A 17,048-nucleotide genomic window follows, 5' to 3' on the forward strand; every position below is an offset into this window, starting at 1 on the left:
GCACAGGAACAGGCCAGCCGACGGCGATGCGCTCGCACGCGTGTTGAGAATCCAGTACAGCGCCCACAACACGGTACTACCCAGCGCCAGCGCAACCCCAAGACCGCTGTCGAACTCCAGCGCCAGGAGATTTCCCCGAGTCGCGATCACCACGGCGCCGGAATAGCCGAGCAGCAGGGCGAGTGCATCGCGGCCGCCGAGCCGCTGTTTGAGCATCGGTACCGCGAGCAACGACAAGGTGAGCGCCCACGTGTAGTTCAGGGCCTGAGCCTGCTGTGCGGGCAACAGGTCATAGGCACGAAACAACACCAGATAATAGAAGCAGGGATTGAGCGCACCGAGTGCGAGGTAGTAGAGCGGGCGCTCGCGCAACGTCGCGCCGACCTCCTTCCACTTGCCCTGCAGACTGACGAAGACCGCCAGCACAAGAGTCGAGAACAGCCCCGCCCACGCCAGCAACTGCGTCGGGCTCAAATGCTGCAGCGACAGTTTGAAGGCGGTCGCGACCGTGGACCACAAGACCACGGCGGACAGCCCCAGCAACATCGCGCGACGCTGGTCGGGCAGGGACATACAGCCAAATGTGCGAGGAAAGCCTGTTAGCCTAGCGCATCGTCGGGATCCAGACCATCACCCGACAGTCTCCGCAGTGGCCTTTCAGCGATGTCGCCAGAAAGCGTGTGCGCTGAAGCGATCGTTCGACCACCAGGGCCGGTCCGCGTGCACGATCACACGGTGATTGCGGGTGCCCGCCTGCGACTCGACCGGCCGCGTCACTGCGCCTGCCCGGTCGCGCCGAGCCAGCCACTCGCCATGCTCGGGTATCACCACCGACACATGACCCGAACGGTTGAGATCGCGCCGCTTGGCGATGATCACGCAGACTTCTCCGCTGTTGGCAGCGGCCTGCAGGGTGGTCAGGTCGATCTCACGATGCCAGCCGAAACCCGGACCATGATCGGCGAGCCAGTCGTGCAGCGCGTTGGCATTGAGTTCGCGCACCGTGTCGTCGTAGCGGACCGGCGGCATCTCACCGGCCTGCCAGCGTTGCAGGGCGCGATCGGTCCACCATACACGCGGCAGATAGGCCCCGGCGAGGTCGCAGAAATCGTGCGCGTAGATATTGCAGAAAGTGGTGTTGCCTCGAGGCCGGTAACGCAGGTGCTGAGGATTCGAGACGTCCAGCCAGTCCACGATCGTGAGCAGGGCTTCCGCCTTGTCGGCGGGGGCCGCATCCACGGCGCGAGCCGGCCTGCCGCTCTCGCCCAGCGAGAAGGCCCAGCCCCCGTCGCGCTGGCGGGTGATGTCCGCGCGATCACGGCGCAGATGCGCAGGCTCCACCTCTGGATGCGCCCGCGCGGACTCCTCCCCTGGCGGCACGGGTGCCAGCGCTTCCGTGACGTTGAGCGGTTCCGGTTGCGACTCGATCGGCGCTAGAAATCGCTCCGCAACCACGCCTTCGCGCAAGGCGTCGCCCACCATGGCGCGAACCTGCACCCAACCGGGGCTCCCGGCTTGCCCAAGCCTTTGAACCGCTGCACCCTCCGCCAGGGTGGAAATCCATGTTGCGGGCGTCACCTTTGGCGACGAGCGCAGATTCAGCGCGGTGGCACATACCCGGTGGCCAGGCGAGAAGACCTCGGGAGAGATTGAGGCAGCGCTTTCCGGTTGAACACTGTCTTTCTGAAACCAGACCTTGGCCCGCTCAAGCAACTGAAAGCGATCATCGAAACCATTCAACCCACCATTGATCCGCTTCGTGATCGCGGTCAGATCGTCAATGTCGGCCAACGGATTGAGATCGCAATTGGTCCAGAAGAACACCGCTGAATGAGCAGCATACTTCTCGGCAACCAGGTCCGGCTTGGCGACCACATCCTCACCGACCCAGTCCGAAAAGGCCTGGTAGTTGCACTTGCCGGTCAGCTGAATGAGACCCCGACCACGGAAGCGGTAACCATCTCCGCTGGCCTCGTTCCCGTTGCCCATCCGCCCGCCGTAGACCCGGCTGCCGATGCGCTCCGGCTGGTGGGCGTAGGCCCGTGCCTCCTCGAGATCGGCGAAATACCGCGGGAAAACCACTAGGGAAGCGCTGAAGTAATCGCTTCCACCGTACAGGCGGACGGATGTTCAGCTTGAATGGTTGAAATATGCATAAATTTTGCGTCTCACCGCTGCTGGGCAGGTCGATTCAGGTCGTATTGGCCCCTTTTTCGTCGCGCTCCGGTTCTCAGGACGCAATTCGACTGTCGAGCGCCAACAGGCGTCGGCGCGCGATGAACAGATTGGCCATGGCGAACAACGAGAGCAACTGCGCATTGTTTTTGGCCAAACCACGGTATCGGGTCTTGCGGTGACGAAACAGGTTCTTCACGACATGGAACGGATGCTCGACCTTGGCGCGGATGCGCGCCTTGCCTTGCTCGTACGCTTCCATCAGACGACCGAGCCGATCCTTGGGCAGTGTGCGACGCTTGCCTGGGCGCATGGCCACATGCCACTGAACATCCAGCGCCTTGTTCTCGTCGCGCTTGTGAGCACCCTGATAGCCCGCATCGGCCAACACATCAGTCTCTTTACCGTGCAGCAGCGCGTGAGCTTGGGTGACATCGGCCACATTGGCGGCCGTACCGACGATCGTATGCACCAGCCCGGAGTCGATATCGGCGCCAATGTGCGCCTTCATCCCGAAGTGCCACTGATTGCCTTTCTTGGCCTGGTGCATCTCTGGATCGCGTGCATTGGCGCGATTCTTGGTCGAGGGCGGTGCGGCGATGATGGTCGCGTCAACAATCGTGCCCTCGCGCATCATCAAGCCCTTCTCGGCCAGATGTGCGTTGATCGTCTCGAACAGTTGCTTGGTCAGCCCCTGCGCTTCGAGCAGTCGCCGAAACTTGAGCAAGGTCGTCGCATCCGGCGCGGATTCACGTGCCAAGTCAATGCCCACAAATCGGCGAATCGCCTGGCTGTCGTAGATCGCGTCCTCCATCCCCTCGTCGGACAGGCCGAAGCACTGTTGTGCCAAGTACATTCTGAGCATGCGCTCAAGGCCAATCGGCGGTCTGCCGCGGCCGCCACCCTTGGGGTAGAACGGTTCAAGCGCACTGAGCATCGCAGCCCACGGCGTCACGGCCTCGATTTCTGCGAGGAAACGGTCGCGTCGGGTCAGCTTCTTCTTGTTGGCGTACTCGAAGTCGGAAAAGCTCGATTGCATCGGAGGTCTCGCTGTCGATCTGCTGATGCTATTGTCTCAAAGCGCATCCGGTCACAGGACAGCGCACTCGGAATAAATCAGCGCTTCCCTAGCAGACGCTCAGCGGAATAGCTCAGGTTCTCTTCTACGCGCGCCATCCGCGTCGACTCATGCACCACCTGGGCAAGAAAATGGGCGATGCGCAGCGACGTATCGACGCCGTGCAGCAGCAGTGCCGGAACCAGCGCGTCGAGATGACGATCCGCAGCGGTCGGCTTCACACCCAGCGCCAGCAGCAACTCGCGTGAAAGAATCATCATCTGCTCCCCCGGTTTGTTTCACTATAGATGACAAACCAGGGCACTCTGGCTTAGTGCAGTATGCTGGAGCGGTATTCAACGGCGATGGCAGCAGCAAGGTGATCGCCCTTGCTGATACTCCCTTCGGCAACACTCAGCGTCGCATGCGATCGGCGAAGCGCTCGGGCAATGCGCCCAGCAGGCGCCCGGCGCTGCGGAGCTGTCGCATCATCAGGGTCCAGTTCTCGTTTCGGCGACGGTTTTCGAGGCAACGCAGGAGGCGGGCGCGCAAGGCCTCGTCCTGCACCGCCAGCATGCTCGACCACAAGCCGTCTTCGACGTTGTATTCGCGGCCCTCGGCAAGGCACACGGGCACCACTCCGGCGAGATCAATATCGAGATCAACCGCAAGTGCCTCCACCGCCGCGCGGATGGAGACCGCCTTGGGCCGGGCCGCCGTCTCGAGATCGTAAGGCGGTGCCCATTCGGCCGCCGGGCGCAGGCGGTCGATGCCGGTGGCGACAACGATGAACGGCGGCGGCCTGCGATTGCGACGTTGAGCCGAGCGAGCGCGCAAGTCATCGAGCATCGCCCGTTCGCCAGCACGATCGGGCCGGGTCACCATGCTGACCCACAACACCAGGTCCGCCTCGCCCACCAGGCGCTGAAGCGCCGCTGGATCGCTGTCCTCACCATCACAGCCCGGTGCGTCGAAAACGCGTGCACGGGTGAAACCTTCCCGCTCGAGCTCATAGGCGCACACGCCCGATGTCGCTCCCGGCAATACATCGGTGGCTGCGGTCAGACGCCCGAACAGCGCATTGATCAGACTCGATTTTCCCGCGCCGGCACGTCCGAGCACGACGATGGACAAAGGCGCGAGTTCAGTCGCGGTCTCGGCTTCGCTGGCCTGAGTGGACGACTGATGCTCGCCTGTAGCCCCGGCTGGTCGGCTTGTCTCACGCTCGTCCAGAGGCAACCGGCCGCTGTACAAATCGATCGCATAGAAGCCGACCTTGCGCACATAAGCGCGCAAGAGCCAGCGGTGCAACTCAACGCGCGCAAGGCCGAAACTGCGGTTGCGGAGCTGTCGCCAAGCCTCGCCGATCAGCGCATCCAGCGGGTTGATCACCACGCGACCGGCACGATACAAGTCATAAGCCCTCTCGGCCTGTTCCTTCCAGCGCTGTACCCTCAGCAAGTCACCGATTGTCAGACGGTGGCTCAGCGGCACATGCTCGACGATGTCGCCTCGCAGGTCGCGACTCGCACGTTCGACGATCAGCAGCGCATGCGGAACGGTGAGCTCGAGCAAGGGGCGCTCGGTGCCGGGATGGTAGGCCTCGGCTACCGCCTCGAGCGTGCGTCGGCCAAGCGTCAGCAGCCTGCCGCCGTCGTCCAGCGGCCAGTCGTCCGGCTCCAGTGATTCGGCCAGTGCGTCCACACGCTGCCACACCTCATCGGCTTCCGGCGGCCAGTCCGGATCCGCCTGGGTGACCGCTTCCTCGAGCAGCCGCCGATCGCGCCGGACACACCACTGTTGCAGGCCATAGCCAATCATCGCACTCAGCACGAAGCCCGCCAGCCACCACAGGGTCTGGTCCGAACGCCACAAAGCGTACAGCCCGAGGAACACCACACCGATCGCCGGCGCCGACAACAGCACGAGCGCCACGACCTGCAATGGATCCAGCCCCCGAATCAGTTTCATCTTCGGACCTGCTTGCGAAGCAGCGCGCGGCCATCTTCCATAGCCTCGCGATAGACCGCACGCAAGGCCTCGCCATCCACACGCAAGCCGTCACGTCGACGCGAGAAGAAATACACCGCTGCTTTGCCCAGCGCATAAGTGCTGGCGCCGCTCGCGCTCGCACCCCAGACCGCACCGATCGTCTGCCCCCAGCCTGGCACCAGCTTGGCCACTGTCCGCCCCAGGGCCCGAGTGACATAGCCGGTGGCAATTCCTGCGCCCACCAGACCGAGGAACTCGCCCGCCATGCGACGATCCAGCGTCTGCCCATACACTCTTGCCAAGGCATGAACCAGCTTCGCCTGCACGGCTGTGACGGCGACCAGATCCACCACCGGCAGTGCGCCCAGACCAGCGGCAGTCAGCGCATGGCCGACGATCTGCTGGTGTGCGGTTCGGGCGTAGAGATCGCGCACACCCGCATCGGCGCCCAGCATCTCGCGCAGGCCGAAGGAGGATGCCGCTTCGATCTCTTGCCACAGCGCGTCGAGCCCATAATCGACCGGTTCGAAGCCGTCCTCGGCCAAAGTCAGATCCACCGCCACCCAATGAGCCGGCACGCTACCCGGCAGATCGACCAGTGCCTCGCGCTGCGCGAGCAAGGCACGACGCAGGTCGGCTGGCAGCGACAACGATAGCGGCACCTGACCGAACGGCCACGGCATCGGGTGGCGGAAGCCGGGCGGATAGAGTTCATGCAAACCGGTCTGCGCAACCAGGACTGGCCAATCCGGATGCCTGCGCCTTACCGCCATCAGCACCTCACGCACCGATCGCTGATCCTGGTCGGCAACCTTCATCACCGCCAGCACCAGATGCGCCCTCGATTCGCAGTAACGGATGTCCTCCGCCGGATCGTAATCCCGCTCACCAAGCCCTCTGGTGTCGAGAAAACGCACCAGCGGATTGCCTTCCGGATAATCGAAAAACGCGGCATCACGGGTGCAGGGCGCGAAACCGTTGCCGATCTCGGCACGCGGGTGTCCGGTCAGAGCGTGAATGATCGATGTCTTGCCGGCCTGCGTCTTGCCCACCAACCAGATCACCGGCACCGGCATCCGCGCCGAAGCATCGCGCAGCGCGTCACGTAACCGATCGCTATCCACGGCCGGTTCCATCAGCGCATCGGTGAGGCGCTTCCAGTACTCGTTCCAGTTTCGAGGATTGGTGTTCATCAGGTGAGCGGCTTTGATCAGGCTCCAAGTCGCGTCGAGCATAACCTCAGAACGCAGTCCCGGGATAGCGCAGCCCGGACACGACTTGGCCAGAATCTTGAAACGCACTGTCGGCGGCAAATGGTGATGCCTGGCGGAACATGCTTGACTTGTCACATGTCTGGATTAGTGTTGACAGTGGTAATCGGTTTGCATTGCGACGGCCAAGGTGCCATGCGGAGTTCGGGTTTTCTTTTAAGACGGGGAGCGGCGAAATGTTCAAGGACTACAAGGCATTGTTCAAGGAAATGCGTGACGCACAGGAGAAGCTCTGGGCCGAATCGACCGCCTGGACAGCGAGCACCAGGACGCCACTGGAGGTGGAAAGCTGGCAGCAAGGCTTGCTCGAGAACGTGAACGCCTGGGCACAGCAAGCCGTCGAGCAATCACTCGAACTGCAGCGAGCCTGGCTCGATCAGTGGTCTGGGCGTGCCAACGACAAGAAGGTCAAACCCAAGCTGTTCTCGGAGCTCAACAGCGAAGCGCAACGCTCTGCGCAACGCTGGCTCGAACACCAGCAGGACTTGTGGAACCGTTGGCTGGAGCTGGTACGCAGTAGCGGTGCCCAGTTACCAGGTCACTCAGACTTCGATGCCGCATTCCGTGACGCGACCCAGCGCCAGATGGGTCTGCTCACTGAGTGGTCGCGCATGGGTAATGCCGAATCGCTGTCGCTGAAAGAGATGAACAAGCTCGCCGATCAGATTGCGAAGTCGATGCAGAAGTCTATCGACACCCAGCAAAAGCTCTGGTCATCGTGGTTCGACGGTTTCCAGCAAGCCGCCCTCGCGATGAGCGCGGAGCCGGCCACTGCGCCAAAAGGCAAGCGCACCAAGGCAACCAGCAAACCCGAAGCCGCTGTCGCCGACGACGACCTGAAACAGATCTCGGGGATCGGCCCCGGTCTTGAAAAGAAGCTCAAGGAACGTGGCTACACAAGTCTGGCGCAACTCGCCGCGCTGACCGACGCTCAGATCGAAGAGCTCGAGAAGACGGTGATCCGCTTCCCCGGTCGCATCAAGCGTGACGACTGGAAGGGTCAGGCTCAGAGACTGATCGGCTGAAACGCCGCATCCGTGGGGTCGCAATCGCGGCCTCACGGCATCCACCCCGAATCTGCCTCATCACGTAGGCAGTAGCGCTGGAAGCTTTCCAGCCGCGTGTGAAACGGCCTTCACAGGCGACACCACTTCCTCCTGGTCCCGTACCGCTGCGAGCAGTTCGGCGTCCTCGGAACGTGCACGCGTGAGAAACACGCTCCAGGCACACTAATTGCGTCGACAACCTCTGCCCGGGGATAGATCCAGGCTGCCAAGGAACCAAATACCCGGTTCAATGCACCATCAGAGTGCACTCGCCGTTCAAACCGGTGCGTCGCGCGGGTCGGACGACCCCCGAGGAGACAAGCATGTTGAGCCTGACCGACTGCCTTGATTTCATCGATCTAGACCGTGCCACGGTCGAAATCATCGCCGAACACGAGCATCTGCCCACGGTGGTTGCGACTGAGCTCGGTGACAAGCTGCTCGCAACGCAGAAGGGTATCTACCGGATTCACGAGATGCATCGCAACCTAATTGCGATCGCGGCAGAGAAAGGAAGTCTGGCACGCGAAAAGGAGTTGCGGCAGCTCTACGCGGCGTTTACCCGCAAGTACCCAATGCCCCGGCACCTGTGATGCCGAGAGTCAGCCTTCGTCCGCGCCAGACCCGGTGTCAGCCACGGGTTGCTCGACCATCGTCGATGGCTCCCGCACGGCCTGTACCGCACCGAGACTCACCTCCTTGATGCGGGCGGCAGCACCCAAGGTCACATCGCGAATACGACGGGCCGCCTCTTCGGCTGCTTCTTTGGCATCGCGATCCCTCAACGCTTGTGCGCTTGCGGCATCGGTATCGTCCGACACGTCGGTTCGAACCTGAACCACCGGATCAGCAGCGCGCTCTTCGGGTTTCTCCGCAACCGGCATTGCACCGGCCAACCTGGTTTCGGATCCTGCACGCTCCACCGACTCTGCCGGTTTATCCAGCGAGCAAGCTGTCAGCGCCAGGCCGATTATTGCGACCGCCAGGGCCGCTACCCGATTCATCGCTACGATCCTTAAAAAAAGCTTGACTGAAGAAAAACTCTCTGACTCAACCCTACGCTTGATGCAGAGAAATGCAAGCTCTGTGACCATCGAACAACAATATGTTGCGAAAAAATAACATTCAATGTGAAAAAAGCCCGCTTTCGCGGGCTTCCGTAACATCGATACGCCGTGACAGCCTGTTGAACAGGTGATCAGGCGGCGCGTCAGGACGGTATCACTTGACGCGGTTCTTGTACTCGTCGGTACGGGTGTCGATCTCGATCTTGTCACCGATTTCGACGAAGGCCGGCACCATCAACTCGAAGCCGGTTCCAATCTTCGCCGGCTTGAGCACCTTGCCGGAGGTGTCGCCTTTGACTGCCGGTTCCGTGTAGGTCACCTCGCGCACGACCGAGTTGGGCATTTCCACCGAAATGGCCTTGCCGTTGTAGAAGACCACTTCGCACGCGAGACCGTCTTCGAGATACTTGAGCGCGTCGGTCATGTTCTCGGACTCGACTTCGTACTGGTTGTACTCCTCGTCCATGAACACGTACATCGGATCGGCAAAGTACGAGTAGGTGACTTCCTTGCGCTCGAGCATGACGACTTCGAACTTGTCGTCAGCCTTGTACACCGACTCGGACGGTGCACCGGTGAGCAGGTTCTTGAGCTTCATCTTCACGACCGCAGCATTGCGGCCGGACTTGTTGTATTCGGTCTTCTGGACCACGAGCGGGTCGCTGCCGACCATGATGACGTTGCCGGAGCGGAGTTCCTGAGCGGTTTTCATGCTGTTTCCTGACGATGTGGCGTGCGGCCCTTCGAGTGTTCGCCTGGCGCGGCCCGCTGAGCCGCCGACAATCGAGAAACCGCTATTTGGATAAATCCGCTATTTTACAGGGACTTCTTCCAGTTTTACCAGCGCACTCGCCAAATCTTCGCCTGCCGAGAGATCATCCGCCCAGCGTCTTCCATGGCTTGCCAGCGCCGGCATCGCCGCCAACAAGGCCGGCCAGGCGGCGGCAGCGTCGTCGTGGTCGTTCCAGGCCCGCCACATATCGCGCACTGCTGTCGCCATGGGCTCCTCGGCGCAGCTCAGGTAACGATCAAGAAAGGCTTCGAGCTTGACCCGGTGCGCACCCTCATCCTGCCTGTAGATGTGCCAGACGAAAGGCTTCCCTGCCCACTGAGCGCGCACGAAGGAATCCTCGCCACGTACGAAATTGAGGTCGCAACACCACAACAGACGATCGTAGTCGCGCTGCGACATGAAGGGCACGACCTCGACCGACAGGTCGCCGCTGCTCAGCTTCTCGCCAACCACCAGGGAATCGCGGCTGAAGAAAGCGGCGACGTCCGCTATCACACGCCCCTCCGGCACGATAAGCCGAATCGGCGCACCGCCACTTGCCCACACGGCCATCAGCGCCGGCAATCGCGGTTGCTCGTAGGCAAACATGGACACTCGTCGCGCTTCCGGTTCGCCTGGCGCACATCCGATACGACGCAGAAAGCCATCGACTGCACTCGCATCGGCGAGAAAGCGATCGCGTTCCGCAAACAGATCCGGCTCGCGTAGCAGTCCGCCGCTGGCGGGCGAGAAACCCGGAAAGAAGAAGCGCTTGACCAAGGGAAGACGAGGATGCGGTGACGCCATGCCATGCACGCCGTCAATCCATGCCTCCGCCGTCAGATACTCGAGATTGATCCACAGAGGCGCCGACGGGCGCGATGCCATCGCCTCGACATAGGCGGATGGCGGATCGCAGGCAAAGGCCTCCACTACCACGTCCGCAGCGTCCACACGGGGAAAAGGCTCGCGCCAGTGCCAGACCTCCACCCGCTCGAAGACGATCGGATCACTTTCGCCCACCGCTTCAGGGCACAAGCGCCGGAAGGCATCGACATCATCCACCCACAGCCTCACACGACGGCCGTGATACAAGGCCAGGGCCCGCGCCAGACGCCAACAAACGCCGATATCCCCCATGTTATCCACAAGGCGACAGAAGATGTCCCAGCGTCGTTCGGAACGCTTGTCAATCGTGCTCACGGGTTGGGGAAGAAATACCTGAAAGGCTGTGAATGCCTTGTGAACAAAGGGTCCCAAAGCAATGAAATGAAAAAAGGATCACATTCTCGACACAGTTTGTGCCGCGCTTTCCCACTGGTTTTTCCCGCCCTGAAAACGCCATGGCTATTGGCATCCACTGATTTGTCCACAGTTTTGCCGACATAACTAATCTTTATTGTTATTAATTAAAGAGAAAAGAAAAGAACAAACCAATCGGCTCGCTCAGACCGGCGGAAACGAGGACAAGCTATCCAGATCGGTCTCAGTGAGCCAGCGCCATTGACCTGCTTCGAGATCCTGAGGCAACTCAAGCCCACCCACCTTGCTGCGATGTAGTGCCTCGACCCGGTTGCCGGCGGCCGAGATCATGCGCTTGACCTGGTGATACTTTCCCTCGGTCACCGTCATGCTCAATGCGAGTTCTCCCTTTCGCTCGCAGGCGGCTGCGCGGATCGGTGCGGGTTCGTCATGGAGCTGGACGCCGTCGAGCAACATCGCGACCATTTCGTCGCTGACTGGATGACGGACGACGATCTCGTAGGTCTTGGGAATGCGTTTCTTGCCGGAGCTCCAGTAGTGGATGAACTGGCCATCGTCGGACAGAAGCAACAAGCCAGTGGTGTCATGATCCAGACGTCCGACGCACTGCACATCGCGACGAACCAGTTCCGGCGGCAGCAGCGCGAAGATCGAAGGGTGATGCTGGGGCTTGTGCGAGCACTCGTAGTCGCCTGGCTTGTGCAGCATCAGGTAGGCCTTCTCACGGTAACGCCAGGCCACGCCATCGACTTCGAAGTCGAGCCCCTCGGCACTCAACTCGACAAACGGATCCTCGGTGACCTCGCCCCCCACTGAGAACAGCCCGGCACGGATGATGGCGCGGCACTCCTTGCGGCTGCCGAAACCCTGGGACTGGAGAATACGTTCTGCTTTCATGATCTGTGTGGGCCTGCTGGGAATGAAAATGGCGATAGGGGGTGGGAGGAACGCGGTCGATACTACCCGATGCACCGGCTTTGGCGTGCAAACGGTGGACAACCCGGTATGGGAGGTGGAAGAGCTGTGCGAAACCTCGCGGTATCTGTGCGGGCGAATTTCCAGCCCACATTCACCTCACAGGAAACCCACGCCTTGTCCACCGCTTTTTCCTCACGCCAAGCGATTGAAATAACGATCGAAAAGGCGGTTATCAACAGCTTTCGAGCCCCTGTTAACATCTTTATTGTTTAATTAAAAACATAAATAAAACAACAACTTCGAGGAAACAACGGGCTTTTCGAAAGCACTCTATCCGGGTTAAACTCCACCGCTCCCGATTCCTCGGGGCCAAAGTTCATGTCCGGTTCCGACCGGGCCTCAACGGAGCGGGCAGCGCCTTGAATTTCGAACACGTCGTCATCGTCAACGAACCGGAAAACCCCCTGCTCATCGACCTCAGCCGCGAGCAACTGTGGTTCGGGTTGCTGTGCCGTGCCGAAAACCCCCGCCCCTTTCTGCCAGGTCTCGAGCATTGCGTCATCGTTGAGCGGGACGACACGACTCTGGTAAGGGATCTCCATTTCGGGGATACCGTCATCCGGGACCATGTCACGCTGGAACCGATGGAGGCGGTGACTTTTCGTTCTGAAGCCACCGAGCACCATGCCGGTGGCAGCTTGCGAATCAGCATCGAGGAGCCTTCGGTCGCACAGCTGGTGCTGCGCTTTCACTATCGGACAACGCTTGCCGAGCGGATCAGCGATCCAGACAGTCCCTACGTCGAGTTCGTCAAATCGGCCTACCATGCCTCCGATATCGACACCGTGCGCGTGATTCGCATGATTGCCGAGTCAGAGATCAGTCACTGAAGCGGACCGCGCTTCCCCTGTTCATTCACCGGTATCGGCAGTGTCATGCCGACCCGACAGCAACGGAAATATCAAGCCATGTGGTTCAAGAACCTGCAGATTTATCGCCTTCCCCAGAACTGGAACATCGACGCCGAAACCATTGAGTCGCAGCTTGCGGGCCGCCGTTTTCACCCCTGCGGCAGCCAGGATCAGGAAACCCGCGGTTGGGTGTCGCCCACCGGTGACGACGTGTTGCTGCATCGCGTCGGCGGTCACTGGTTGATCGCGCTCGGTTTCGAACAGCGCCTGTTGCCGGCTTCGGTCGTGAAGCAGGAAGCCGAAGAGCGGGCCGAGGAGATCGCCGCGCAACAGGGCTACAAGCCGGGTCGAAAGCAGATGAAGGAATTGCGCGAGCAGATCATGCAGGAATTCCTGCCACGCGCGTTCACCCGTCGGCGCAAAGTCTTCGCCTGGATCGACCCGGTTGGCGGCTGGCTGGGCATCGATGCCCCGAGTCAGGCACGGGCCGAGGATGTGCTCGAGATGCTGCGCCAGACGCTGGACAACCTGCCGCTCGCCCTGGTCCGCACCGAACGCTCGCCGGCGAGCGCCATGGCCGACTGGCTCGCCGCTGGCGAAGCACCGGCCGGTTTCAGCATCGACCAGGACTGCGAACTGCGCTCGGTCACCGAGGAGAAGGCGGCGGTGCGTTACGTCCGCCACACGCTGGAAGGCGACGAAGTGCGTGGCCATCTCGAAGCAGGCAAGATGCCGACCCGCCTCGCGCTGACCTTCGAGGACAGAGTCAGTTTCGTCCTCACCGAGAAGATGGAGATCAAACGGCTCGACTTTCTCGACGTGGTCAAGGAGAAAGTCGATGAGTCCGGCGCCGAAGATGCCCGTGCGCTGTTCGATGCCGGTTTCGCCCTAATGACCGGCGAGTTGCGCGAGTTGCTGCCCGCGGTCATCGAAGCGCTTGGTGGCGAGCTCAAGGTAGCGGAGCCGCTTGCGCAGGCGGCTTGAGCATCCGGTTGCCTGTTGCAGTGCTGGCTTCGCAGCTCACGCTGCTCCTGCACCAAAGGCATCCACTACCTGTGGGACCGGCGTAAGCCGCGAACAGCCGCTCAAACCACCCCGCGCTCGCGCAGCGCGGCGATCTCTTCCGGACCGATCCCGAGCACCGACGCCAACACCTCGTCCGTGTGCTCACCGAGCAACGGCGGTGCCCGGTCATAGGCCACCGGTGTTTCGGACATCCGGAAGGGGCTGGCGACCTGTGGCACCGTGCCGATGGCCGGGTGGTCCATGTCAACCTTCAGCCCCCGTGCCTGCACCTGCTGGTCGGCGAAGACCTCGGCCAGCGTGTTTATCGGGCCGCAGGGCACACCGACCGCTTCGAGCCGGGCGATCCAGTCCGCGGTGGTGTGCTGGATGGTGAGCTTGTTGAGTGCAGGGATTAGCGTGGCACGGTTTTCGACGCGCGCCTTGTTGGTCGCGTAGCGTTCATCGGACGACAGAGACCCATCGCCAAGCGCCTCGCACAGGCGCGAGAACTGGGCGTCGTTGCCGACCGCCAGGATCATGTAGCCGTCATCGGTCGGGAAATCCTGGTAAGGCACGATATTGGGATGGGCGTTGCCGAGCCGGCCAGGCGAGCGACCGGAGGTCAGGTAATTCATCGCTTGGTTGGCGAGGCAGGCCACCTGCACGTCGAGCAGCGCGAGGTCGATGTGCTGGCCCTTGCCGGAACGGTCTCGCCAGGCCAGCGCGGCCTGAACCGCATTGGCGGCATACAGCCCGGTGAGGATGTCGGTCAGCGCGACGCCGACCTTCATCGGCCCGGCACCGGGCTCGCCGTCAGGGCGTCCGGTAAGACTCATCAACCCGCCGAGACCCTGGATCAGGAAGTCGTAGCCGGCACGGGCCGCGTAGGGTCCGTCCTGGCCGAAGCCGGTGATCGAACAATACACCAGCTGTGGATTGACCTCTGCGAGCGAGGCGTAATCCAGCCCGTAGCGCACCAGGCCGTCCTTCTTGAAGTTCTCCAGCACCACGTCGCATTCCGCGGCGAGTTGTTGCAGCAGCGCCTGGCCCTCGGGCCGGGTCATGTCCACCGTGATCGAACGCTTGTTGCGGTTGGCACACAGGAAATACGACGCGACATCGGTGTCTTCGCCATCGCGATTCTTCAGATACGGCGGACCCCAGTGACGGGTATCGTCGCCGGCGCCCGGCCGCTCGACCTTGATCACGTCGGCACCGAGATCGGCGAGAATCTGCCCGGCCCACGGGCCGGCGAGAATGCGTGACAGGTCGAGTACCCGGATGTGGGACAGGGCGCCGGCCATGACGTGGTCTCCGCGGCTCAGTTGGAGAAGGCGGCGATGCCGGTGATCGCGCGGCCGAGAATCAGCGCGTGGATATCGTGCGTGCCTTCGTAAGTGTTCACCACCTCGAGGTTCACCAGATGGCGGGCAACGCAGTATTCGTCGGAGATGCCGTTGCCGCCGAGCATGTCGCGTGCGACACGGGCGATCTCGAGCGCCTTGCCGCAGGAGTTGCGCTTCATGATCGAGGTGACCTCTACCGGGGCGTTACCGGCGTCCTTCATGCGGCCGAGTTGCAGGCAACCCTGCAGGCCCAGCGAAATGTCGGTCAGCATGTCAGCGAGCTTTTTCTGCACCAACTGGTTGGCCGCGAGCGGACGGCCGAACTGCTGGCGGTCGAGCACGTACTGGCGGGCGGTTTCGTAGCAGGCCTCTGCGGCGCCGAGTGCACCCCAGGCGATGCCGAAGCGGGCCGAGTTGAGGCAGGTGAATGGACCCTTCAGGCCGCGCACCGTGGGGAAGGCGTTTTCCTCAGGGACGAAGACCTCGTCCATGACGATCTCGCCGGTGATCGAGGCACGCAGGCCGACCTTGCCGTGGATTGCCGGCGCGGAGAGGCCTTTCCAGCCCTTCTCCAGCACGAAGCCGCGGATCTGGCCTTCGTCGTCCTTGGCCCACACCACGAAGACATCCGCGATCGGGCTGTTGGTGATCCACATCTTGGCGCCGGACAGGCTGTAGCCGCCATCGACCTTGCGTGCGCGGGTGACCATGCTGCCCGGGTCGGAGCCGTGGTTGGGTTCGGTGAGACCGAAGCAGCCGACCCATTCTCCGGTCGCGAGCTTCGGCAGGTACTTTGTCTTCTGCGCTTCGGTGCCGAATTCGAAGATTGGCACCATCACCAGCGAGGACTGCACGCTCATCATCGATCGGTAGCCGGAATCGACCCGCTCGACTTCGCGCGCGATAAGGCCGTAGGAGACGTAGTTGAGTCCTGCACCGCCGTATTGCTCGGGAATCGTCGGTCCGAGCAGGCCGAGCGCGCCCATCTCGTTGAAGATTTCGCGGTCGGTCTGTTCGTGCCGGAACGCGTTCTGGACTCGCGGCAGGAGCTTGTCCTGGCAATAGTCGCGGGCGGCGTCACGCACCATGCGTTCGGTGTCGGTGAGCTGCGCGTCCAGTTGCAGCGGGTCGGCCCAGTCGAAGGTCACGCGGTTCGATGCCATCGGTCGTCTCCATCAGATGTTGTTTGCACTGCTTGTACTTTAGCGAACAACCAACAGGATGAACAAACGATGATTTTTAAGTATCTTGTGCGGGAAACGCACTTGTAAAGCTTTGCCGATGCTTGTGTCGTGTGAAGCACTCAAAGGAGCCCGACCGATGCGCCGTAAGATCCCGAGCACCCATGCCTTGATCGCCTTCGAACTCGCGGCGCGCCACGAGAGCTTCACTCGCGCCGCCGAGGAAATGTCGCTGACCCAGAGCGCGGTGTGCCGGCAGATCGGGGCGCTCGAGGAGTTTCTCGGGTTACGCCTTTTCGTGCGTACGCGTCGCGGGGTGCGCCTGACCGAGGCCGGTCTGAGTTACAGCCGTCAGATTGCCGCACGTCTGGACGCGGTCGAGCGCGACACTTTGTCGGTGATGGCCCATCATGGCCATGGCGCGACCATTGAGCTGGCAGTGGTGCCGACCTTCGCTACACGCTGGCTGATGCCACGTCTCGGGGATTTCCACGCCCGCTTCCCGGATGTCGGCGTCAATATGGCGACCCGCACGCGGCCCTTTCTTTTCGTCGATACCGAGTTCGATGCTGCGGTCTACTACGGCGATGCCGGCTGGCCGGGTACCGAAGCGCATTACCTGATGCCGGAAGAGTCGGTACCGGTATGCAGCCCGGCGCTGCTTGGCGGCAAGTCCTTGCTGACAGCAGACGACGTTGCGCGCCTGCCCTTGCTGCAGCAGAGCACCCGTCCCTATGCCTGGCGTCAGTGGTTCGAGTCGCTCGGCATGCGTGTCGCGCACGACATGACCGGAACCCGGCTGGAGCTCTTCTCCATGCTCGCCCAGGCTGCGATGCAGGGCATGGGCGTGGCGCTGATCCCGCCTTTCCTGATCCGCGAGGAACTGGACAGCGGCAAACTCATGGTGCCGCTCCATCATGTGTGCCCGAGCGACAAGGCCTATTACCTGATCATCCCGGAACGCAAGGCCGAGAGCGCGGCAATGACCGGTTTCAGGGATTGGCTCTGCGAGGAGGCCCGCAGATACCGCAGCTGATTCCCGGG

General features: G+C 61.9%; 17 protein-coding genes. 5 read left to right on the plus strand and 12 right to left on the minus strand.

The features are described from left to right. The 6 genes from GPA21_RS04360 to GPA21_RS04385 form a co-directional block, all read right to left on the minus strand. Nucleotides 1-573, minus strand: a 573-nt coding sequence (locus GPA21_RS04360; RefSeq protein WP_168986995.1) for a DMT family transporter, incomplete at its 3' end; no start/stop codon positions are given. Between the two features lie 84 nt (nt 574-657). Next, entirely contained in the window at nt 658-2,082 is a 1,425-nt protein-coding gene (locus tag GPA21_RS04365; RefSeq protein ID WP_168986996.1) for a glycoside hydrolase family 19 protein, read from the minus strand. A 148-nt stretch (nt 2,083-2,230) separates the two neighbouring features. After that, entirely contained in the window at nt 2,231-3,214 is a 984-nt protein-coding gene (locus tag GPA21_RS04370; RefSeq protein ID WP_168986997.1) for an IS5 family transposase, read from the minus strand. Nucleotides 3,215-3,291: 77 nt separating this feature from the next. After that, nucleotides 3,292-3,510, minus strand: a complete 219-nt coding sequence (locus GPA21_RS04375; protein WP_211163417.1) for a hypothetical protein — start codon at nt 3,508-3,510, stop codon at nt 3,292-3,294. 136 nt (nt 3,511-3,646) lie between these two features. Next, nucleotides 3,647-5,203, minus strand: a complete 1,557-nt coding sequence (locus tag GPA21_RS04380) for a GTPase family protein (RefSeq protein WP_168986999.1) — start codon at nt 5,201-5,203, stop codon at nt 3,647-3,649. Beyond that, on the minus strand, nt 5,200-6,417 hold the full coding sequence (locus GPA21_RS04385; RefSeq protein ID WP_168987031.1) for a YcjF family protein: 1,218 nt from the start codon (nt 6,415-6,417) through the stop codon (nt 5,200-5,202). Before GPA21_RS04385 ends, GPA21_RS04380 begins: the two co-directional genes overlap by 4 nt. A 254-nt stretch (nt 6,418-6,671) precedes the next feature. Between GPA21_RS04385 and GPA21_RS04390 the strand changes: the two genes are divergently transcribed. Both GPA21_RS04390 and GPA21_RS04395 read left to right on the plus strand, forming a co-directional pair. Continuing rightward, nucleotides 6,672-7,520, plus strand: coding sequence for a hypothetical protein (locus tag GPA21_RS04390; RefSeq protein ID WP_168987000.1), 849 nt, complete (start codon nt 6,672-6,674; stop codon nt 7,518-7,520). A gap of 344 nt (nt 7,521-7,864) precedes the next feature. Continuing rightward, nucleotides 7,865-8,134, plus strand: a complete 270-nt coding sequence (locus tag GPA21_RS04395; protein WP_168987001.1) for a hypothetical protein — start codon at nt 7,865-7,867, stop codon at nt 8,132-8,134. Nucleotides 8,135-8,143: 9 nt separating this feature from the next. On the opposite strand, the gene GPA21_RS04400 is transcribed toward GPA21_RS04395, so the two are convergent. From GPA21_RS04400 to GPA21_RS04415, 4 genes are all read right to left on the minus strand, one after another. After that, a complete protein-coding gene (locus tag GPA21_RS04400) occupies nt 8,144-8,707 on the minus strand; it encodes a hypothetical protein (RefSeq protein ID WP_168987002.1) in 564 nt (187 codons plus the stop codon). A gap of 55 nt (nt 8,708-8,762) precedes the next feature. Next, nucleotides 8,763-9,320, minus strand: coding sequence for an elongation factor P (gene efp / locus GPA21_RS04405; protein ID WP_168987003.1), 558 nt, complete (start codon nt 9,318-9,320; stop codon nt 8,763-8,765). Between the two features lie 99 nt (nt 9,321-9,419). Beyond that, a complete protein-coding gene (gene earP, locus GPA21_RS04410) occupies nt 9,420-10,583 on the minus strand; it encodes an elongation factor P maturation arginine rhamnosyltransferase EarP (protein ID WP_339379817.1) in 1,164 nt (387 codons plus the stop codon). Between the two features lie 243 nt (nt 10,584-10,826). Beyond that, the gene (locus GPA21_RS04415) at nt 10,827-11,540 is read right to left on the minus strand and encodes a 16S rRNA pseudouridine(516) synthase (protein ID WP_168987004.1); all 714 of its coding nucleotides are present in this window, start codon (nt 11,538-11,540) and stop codon (nt 10,827-10,829) included. Between the two features lie 440 nt (nt 11,541-11,980). On the opposite strand from GPA21_RS04415, the gene GPA21_RS04420 reads away from it, so the two are divergent. Together GPA21_RS04420 and GPA21_RS04425 are read left to right on the plus strand one after the other, a co-directional pair. Next, the gene (locus tag GPA21_RS04420; RefSeq protein WP_168987005.1) at nt 11,981-12,451 is read left to right on the plus strand and encodes an SRPBCC family protein; all 471 of its coding nucleotides are present in this window, start codon (nt 11,981-11,983) and stop codon (nt 12,449-12,451) included. 78 nt (nt 12,452-12,529) lie between these two features. Then, entirely contained in the window at nt 12,530-13,456 is a 927-nt protein-coding gene (locus GPA21_RS04425) for a recombination-associated protein RdgC (RefSeq protein WP_168987006.1), read from the plus strand. Between the two features lie 101 nt (nt 13,457-13,557). Here the strand turns inward: GPA21_RS04425 and GPA21_RS04430 are convergent, their stop codons facing one another. Continuing rightward, nucleotides 13,558-14,781 (minus strand): CaiB/BaiF CoA transferase family protein, encoded by a 1,224-nt coding sequence (locus GPA21_RS04430; protein ID WP_168987007.1) that lies wholly within the window; start codon nt 14,779-14,781, stop codon nt 13,558-13,560. Nucleotides 14,782-14,798: 17 nt separating this feature from the next. Further along, entirely contained in the window at nt 14,799-15,986 is a 1,188-nt protein-coding gene (locus GPA21_RS04435; RefSeq protein ID WP_168987008.1) for an acyl-CoA dehydrogenase, read from the minus strand. Between the two features lie 157 nt (nt 15,987-16,143). Between GPA21_RS04435 and GPA21_RS04440 the strand changes: the two genes are divergently transcribed. Beyond that, complete coding sequence (locus GPA21_RS04440) at nt 16,144-17,040, plus strand: LysR family transcriptional regulator (RefSeq protein WP_168987009.1); 897 nt, start codon at nt 16,144-16,146, stop codon at nt 17,038-17,040. Nucleotides 17,041-17,048 lie beyond the last annotated feature (8 nt).

It is taken from the genome of Azoarcus taiwanensis, assembly GCF_012910885.1.
Classification (GTDB): Bacteria; Pseudomonadota; Gammaproteobacteria; order Burkholderiales; family Rhodocyclaceae; genus Azoarcus_F; species Azoarcus_F taiwanensis.

Bases quoted from the DNA above. Each gene is read 5' to 3' on its own strand.
- GPA21_RS04370 (WP_168986997.1), bottom strand. From the start codon at position 3,214: ATGCAATCGAGCTTTTCCGACTTCGAGTACGCCAACAAGAAGAAGCTG.
- GPA21_RS04375 (WP_211163417.1), bottom strand. From the start codon at position 3,510: ATGATTCTTTCACGCGAGTTGCTGCTGGCGCTGGGTGTGAAGCCGACC.
- GPA21_RS04380 (WP_168986999.1), bottom strand. From the start codon at position 5,203: ATGAAACTGATTCGGGGGCTGGATCCATTGCAGGTCGTGGCGCTCGTG.
- GPA21_RS04385 (WP_168987031.1), bottom strand. From the start codon at position 6,417: ATGAACACCAATCCTCGAAACTGGAACGAGTACTGGAAGCGCCTCACC.
- GPA21_RS04390 (WP_168987000.1), top strand. From the start codon at position 6,672: ATGTTCAAGGACTACAAGGCATTGTTCAAGGAAATGCGTGACGCACAG.
- GPA21_RS04395 (WP_168987001.1), top strand. From the start codon at position 7,865: ATGTTGAGCCTGACCGACTGCCTTGATTTCATCGATCTAGACCGTGCC.
- GPA21_RS04400 (WP_168987002.1), bottom strand. From the start codon at position 8,707: ATGTTACGGAAGCCCGCGAAAGCGGGCTTTTTTCACATTGAATGTTAT.
- efp (WP_168987003.1), bottom strand. From the start codon at position 9,320: ATGAAAACCGCTCAGGAACTCCGCTCCGGCAACGTCATCATGGTCGGC.
- GPA21_RS04415 (WP_168987004.1), bottom strand. From the start codon at position 11,540: ATGAAAGCAGAACGTATTCTCCAGTCCCAGGGTTTCGGCAGCCGCAAG.
- GPA21_RS04425 (WP_168987006.1), top strand. From the start codon at position 12,530: ATGTGGTTCAAGAACCTGCAGATTTATCGCCTTCCCCAGAACTGGAAC.
- GPA21_RS04430 (WP_168987007.1), bottom strand. From the start codon at position 14,781: ATGGCCGGCGCCCTGTCCCACATCCGGGTACTCGACCTGTCACGCATT.
- GPA21_RS04435 (WP_168987008.1), bottom strand. From the start codon at position 15,986: ATGGCATCGAACCGCGTGACCTTCGACTGGGCCGACCCGCTGCAACTG.
- GPA21_RS04440 (WP_168987009.1), top strand. From the start codon at position 16,144: ATGCGCCGTAAGATCCCGAGCACCCATGCCTTGATCGCCTTCGAACTC.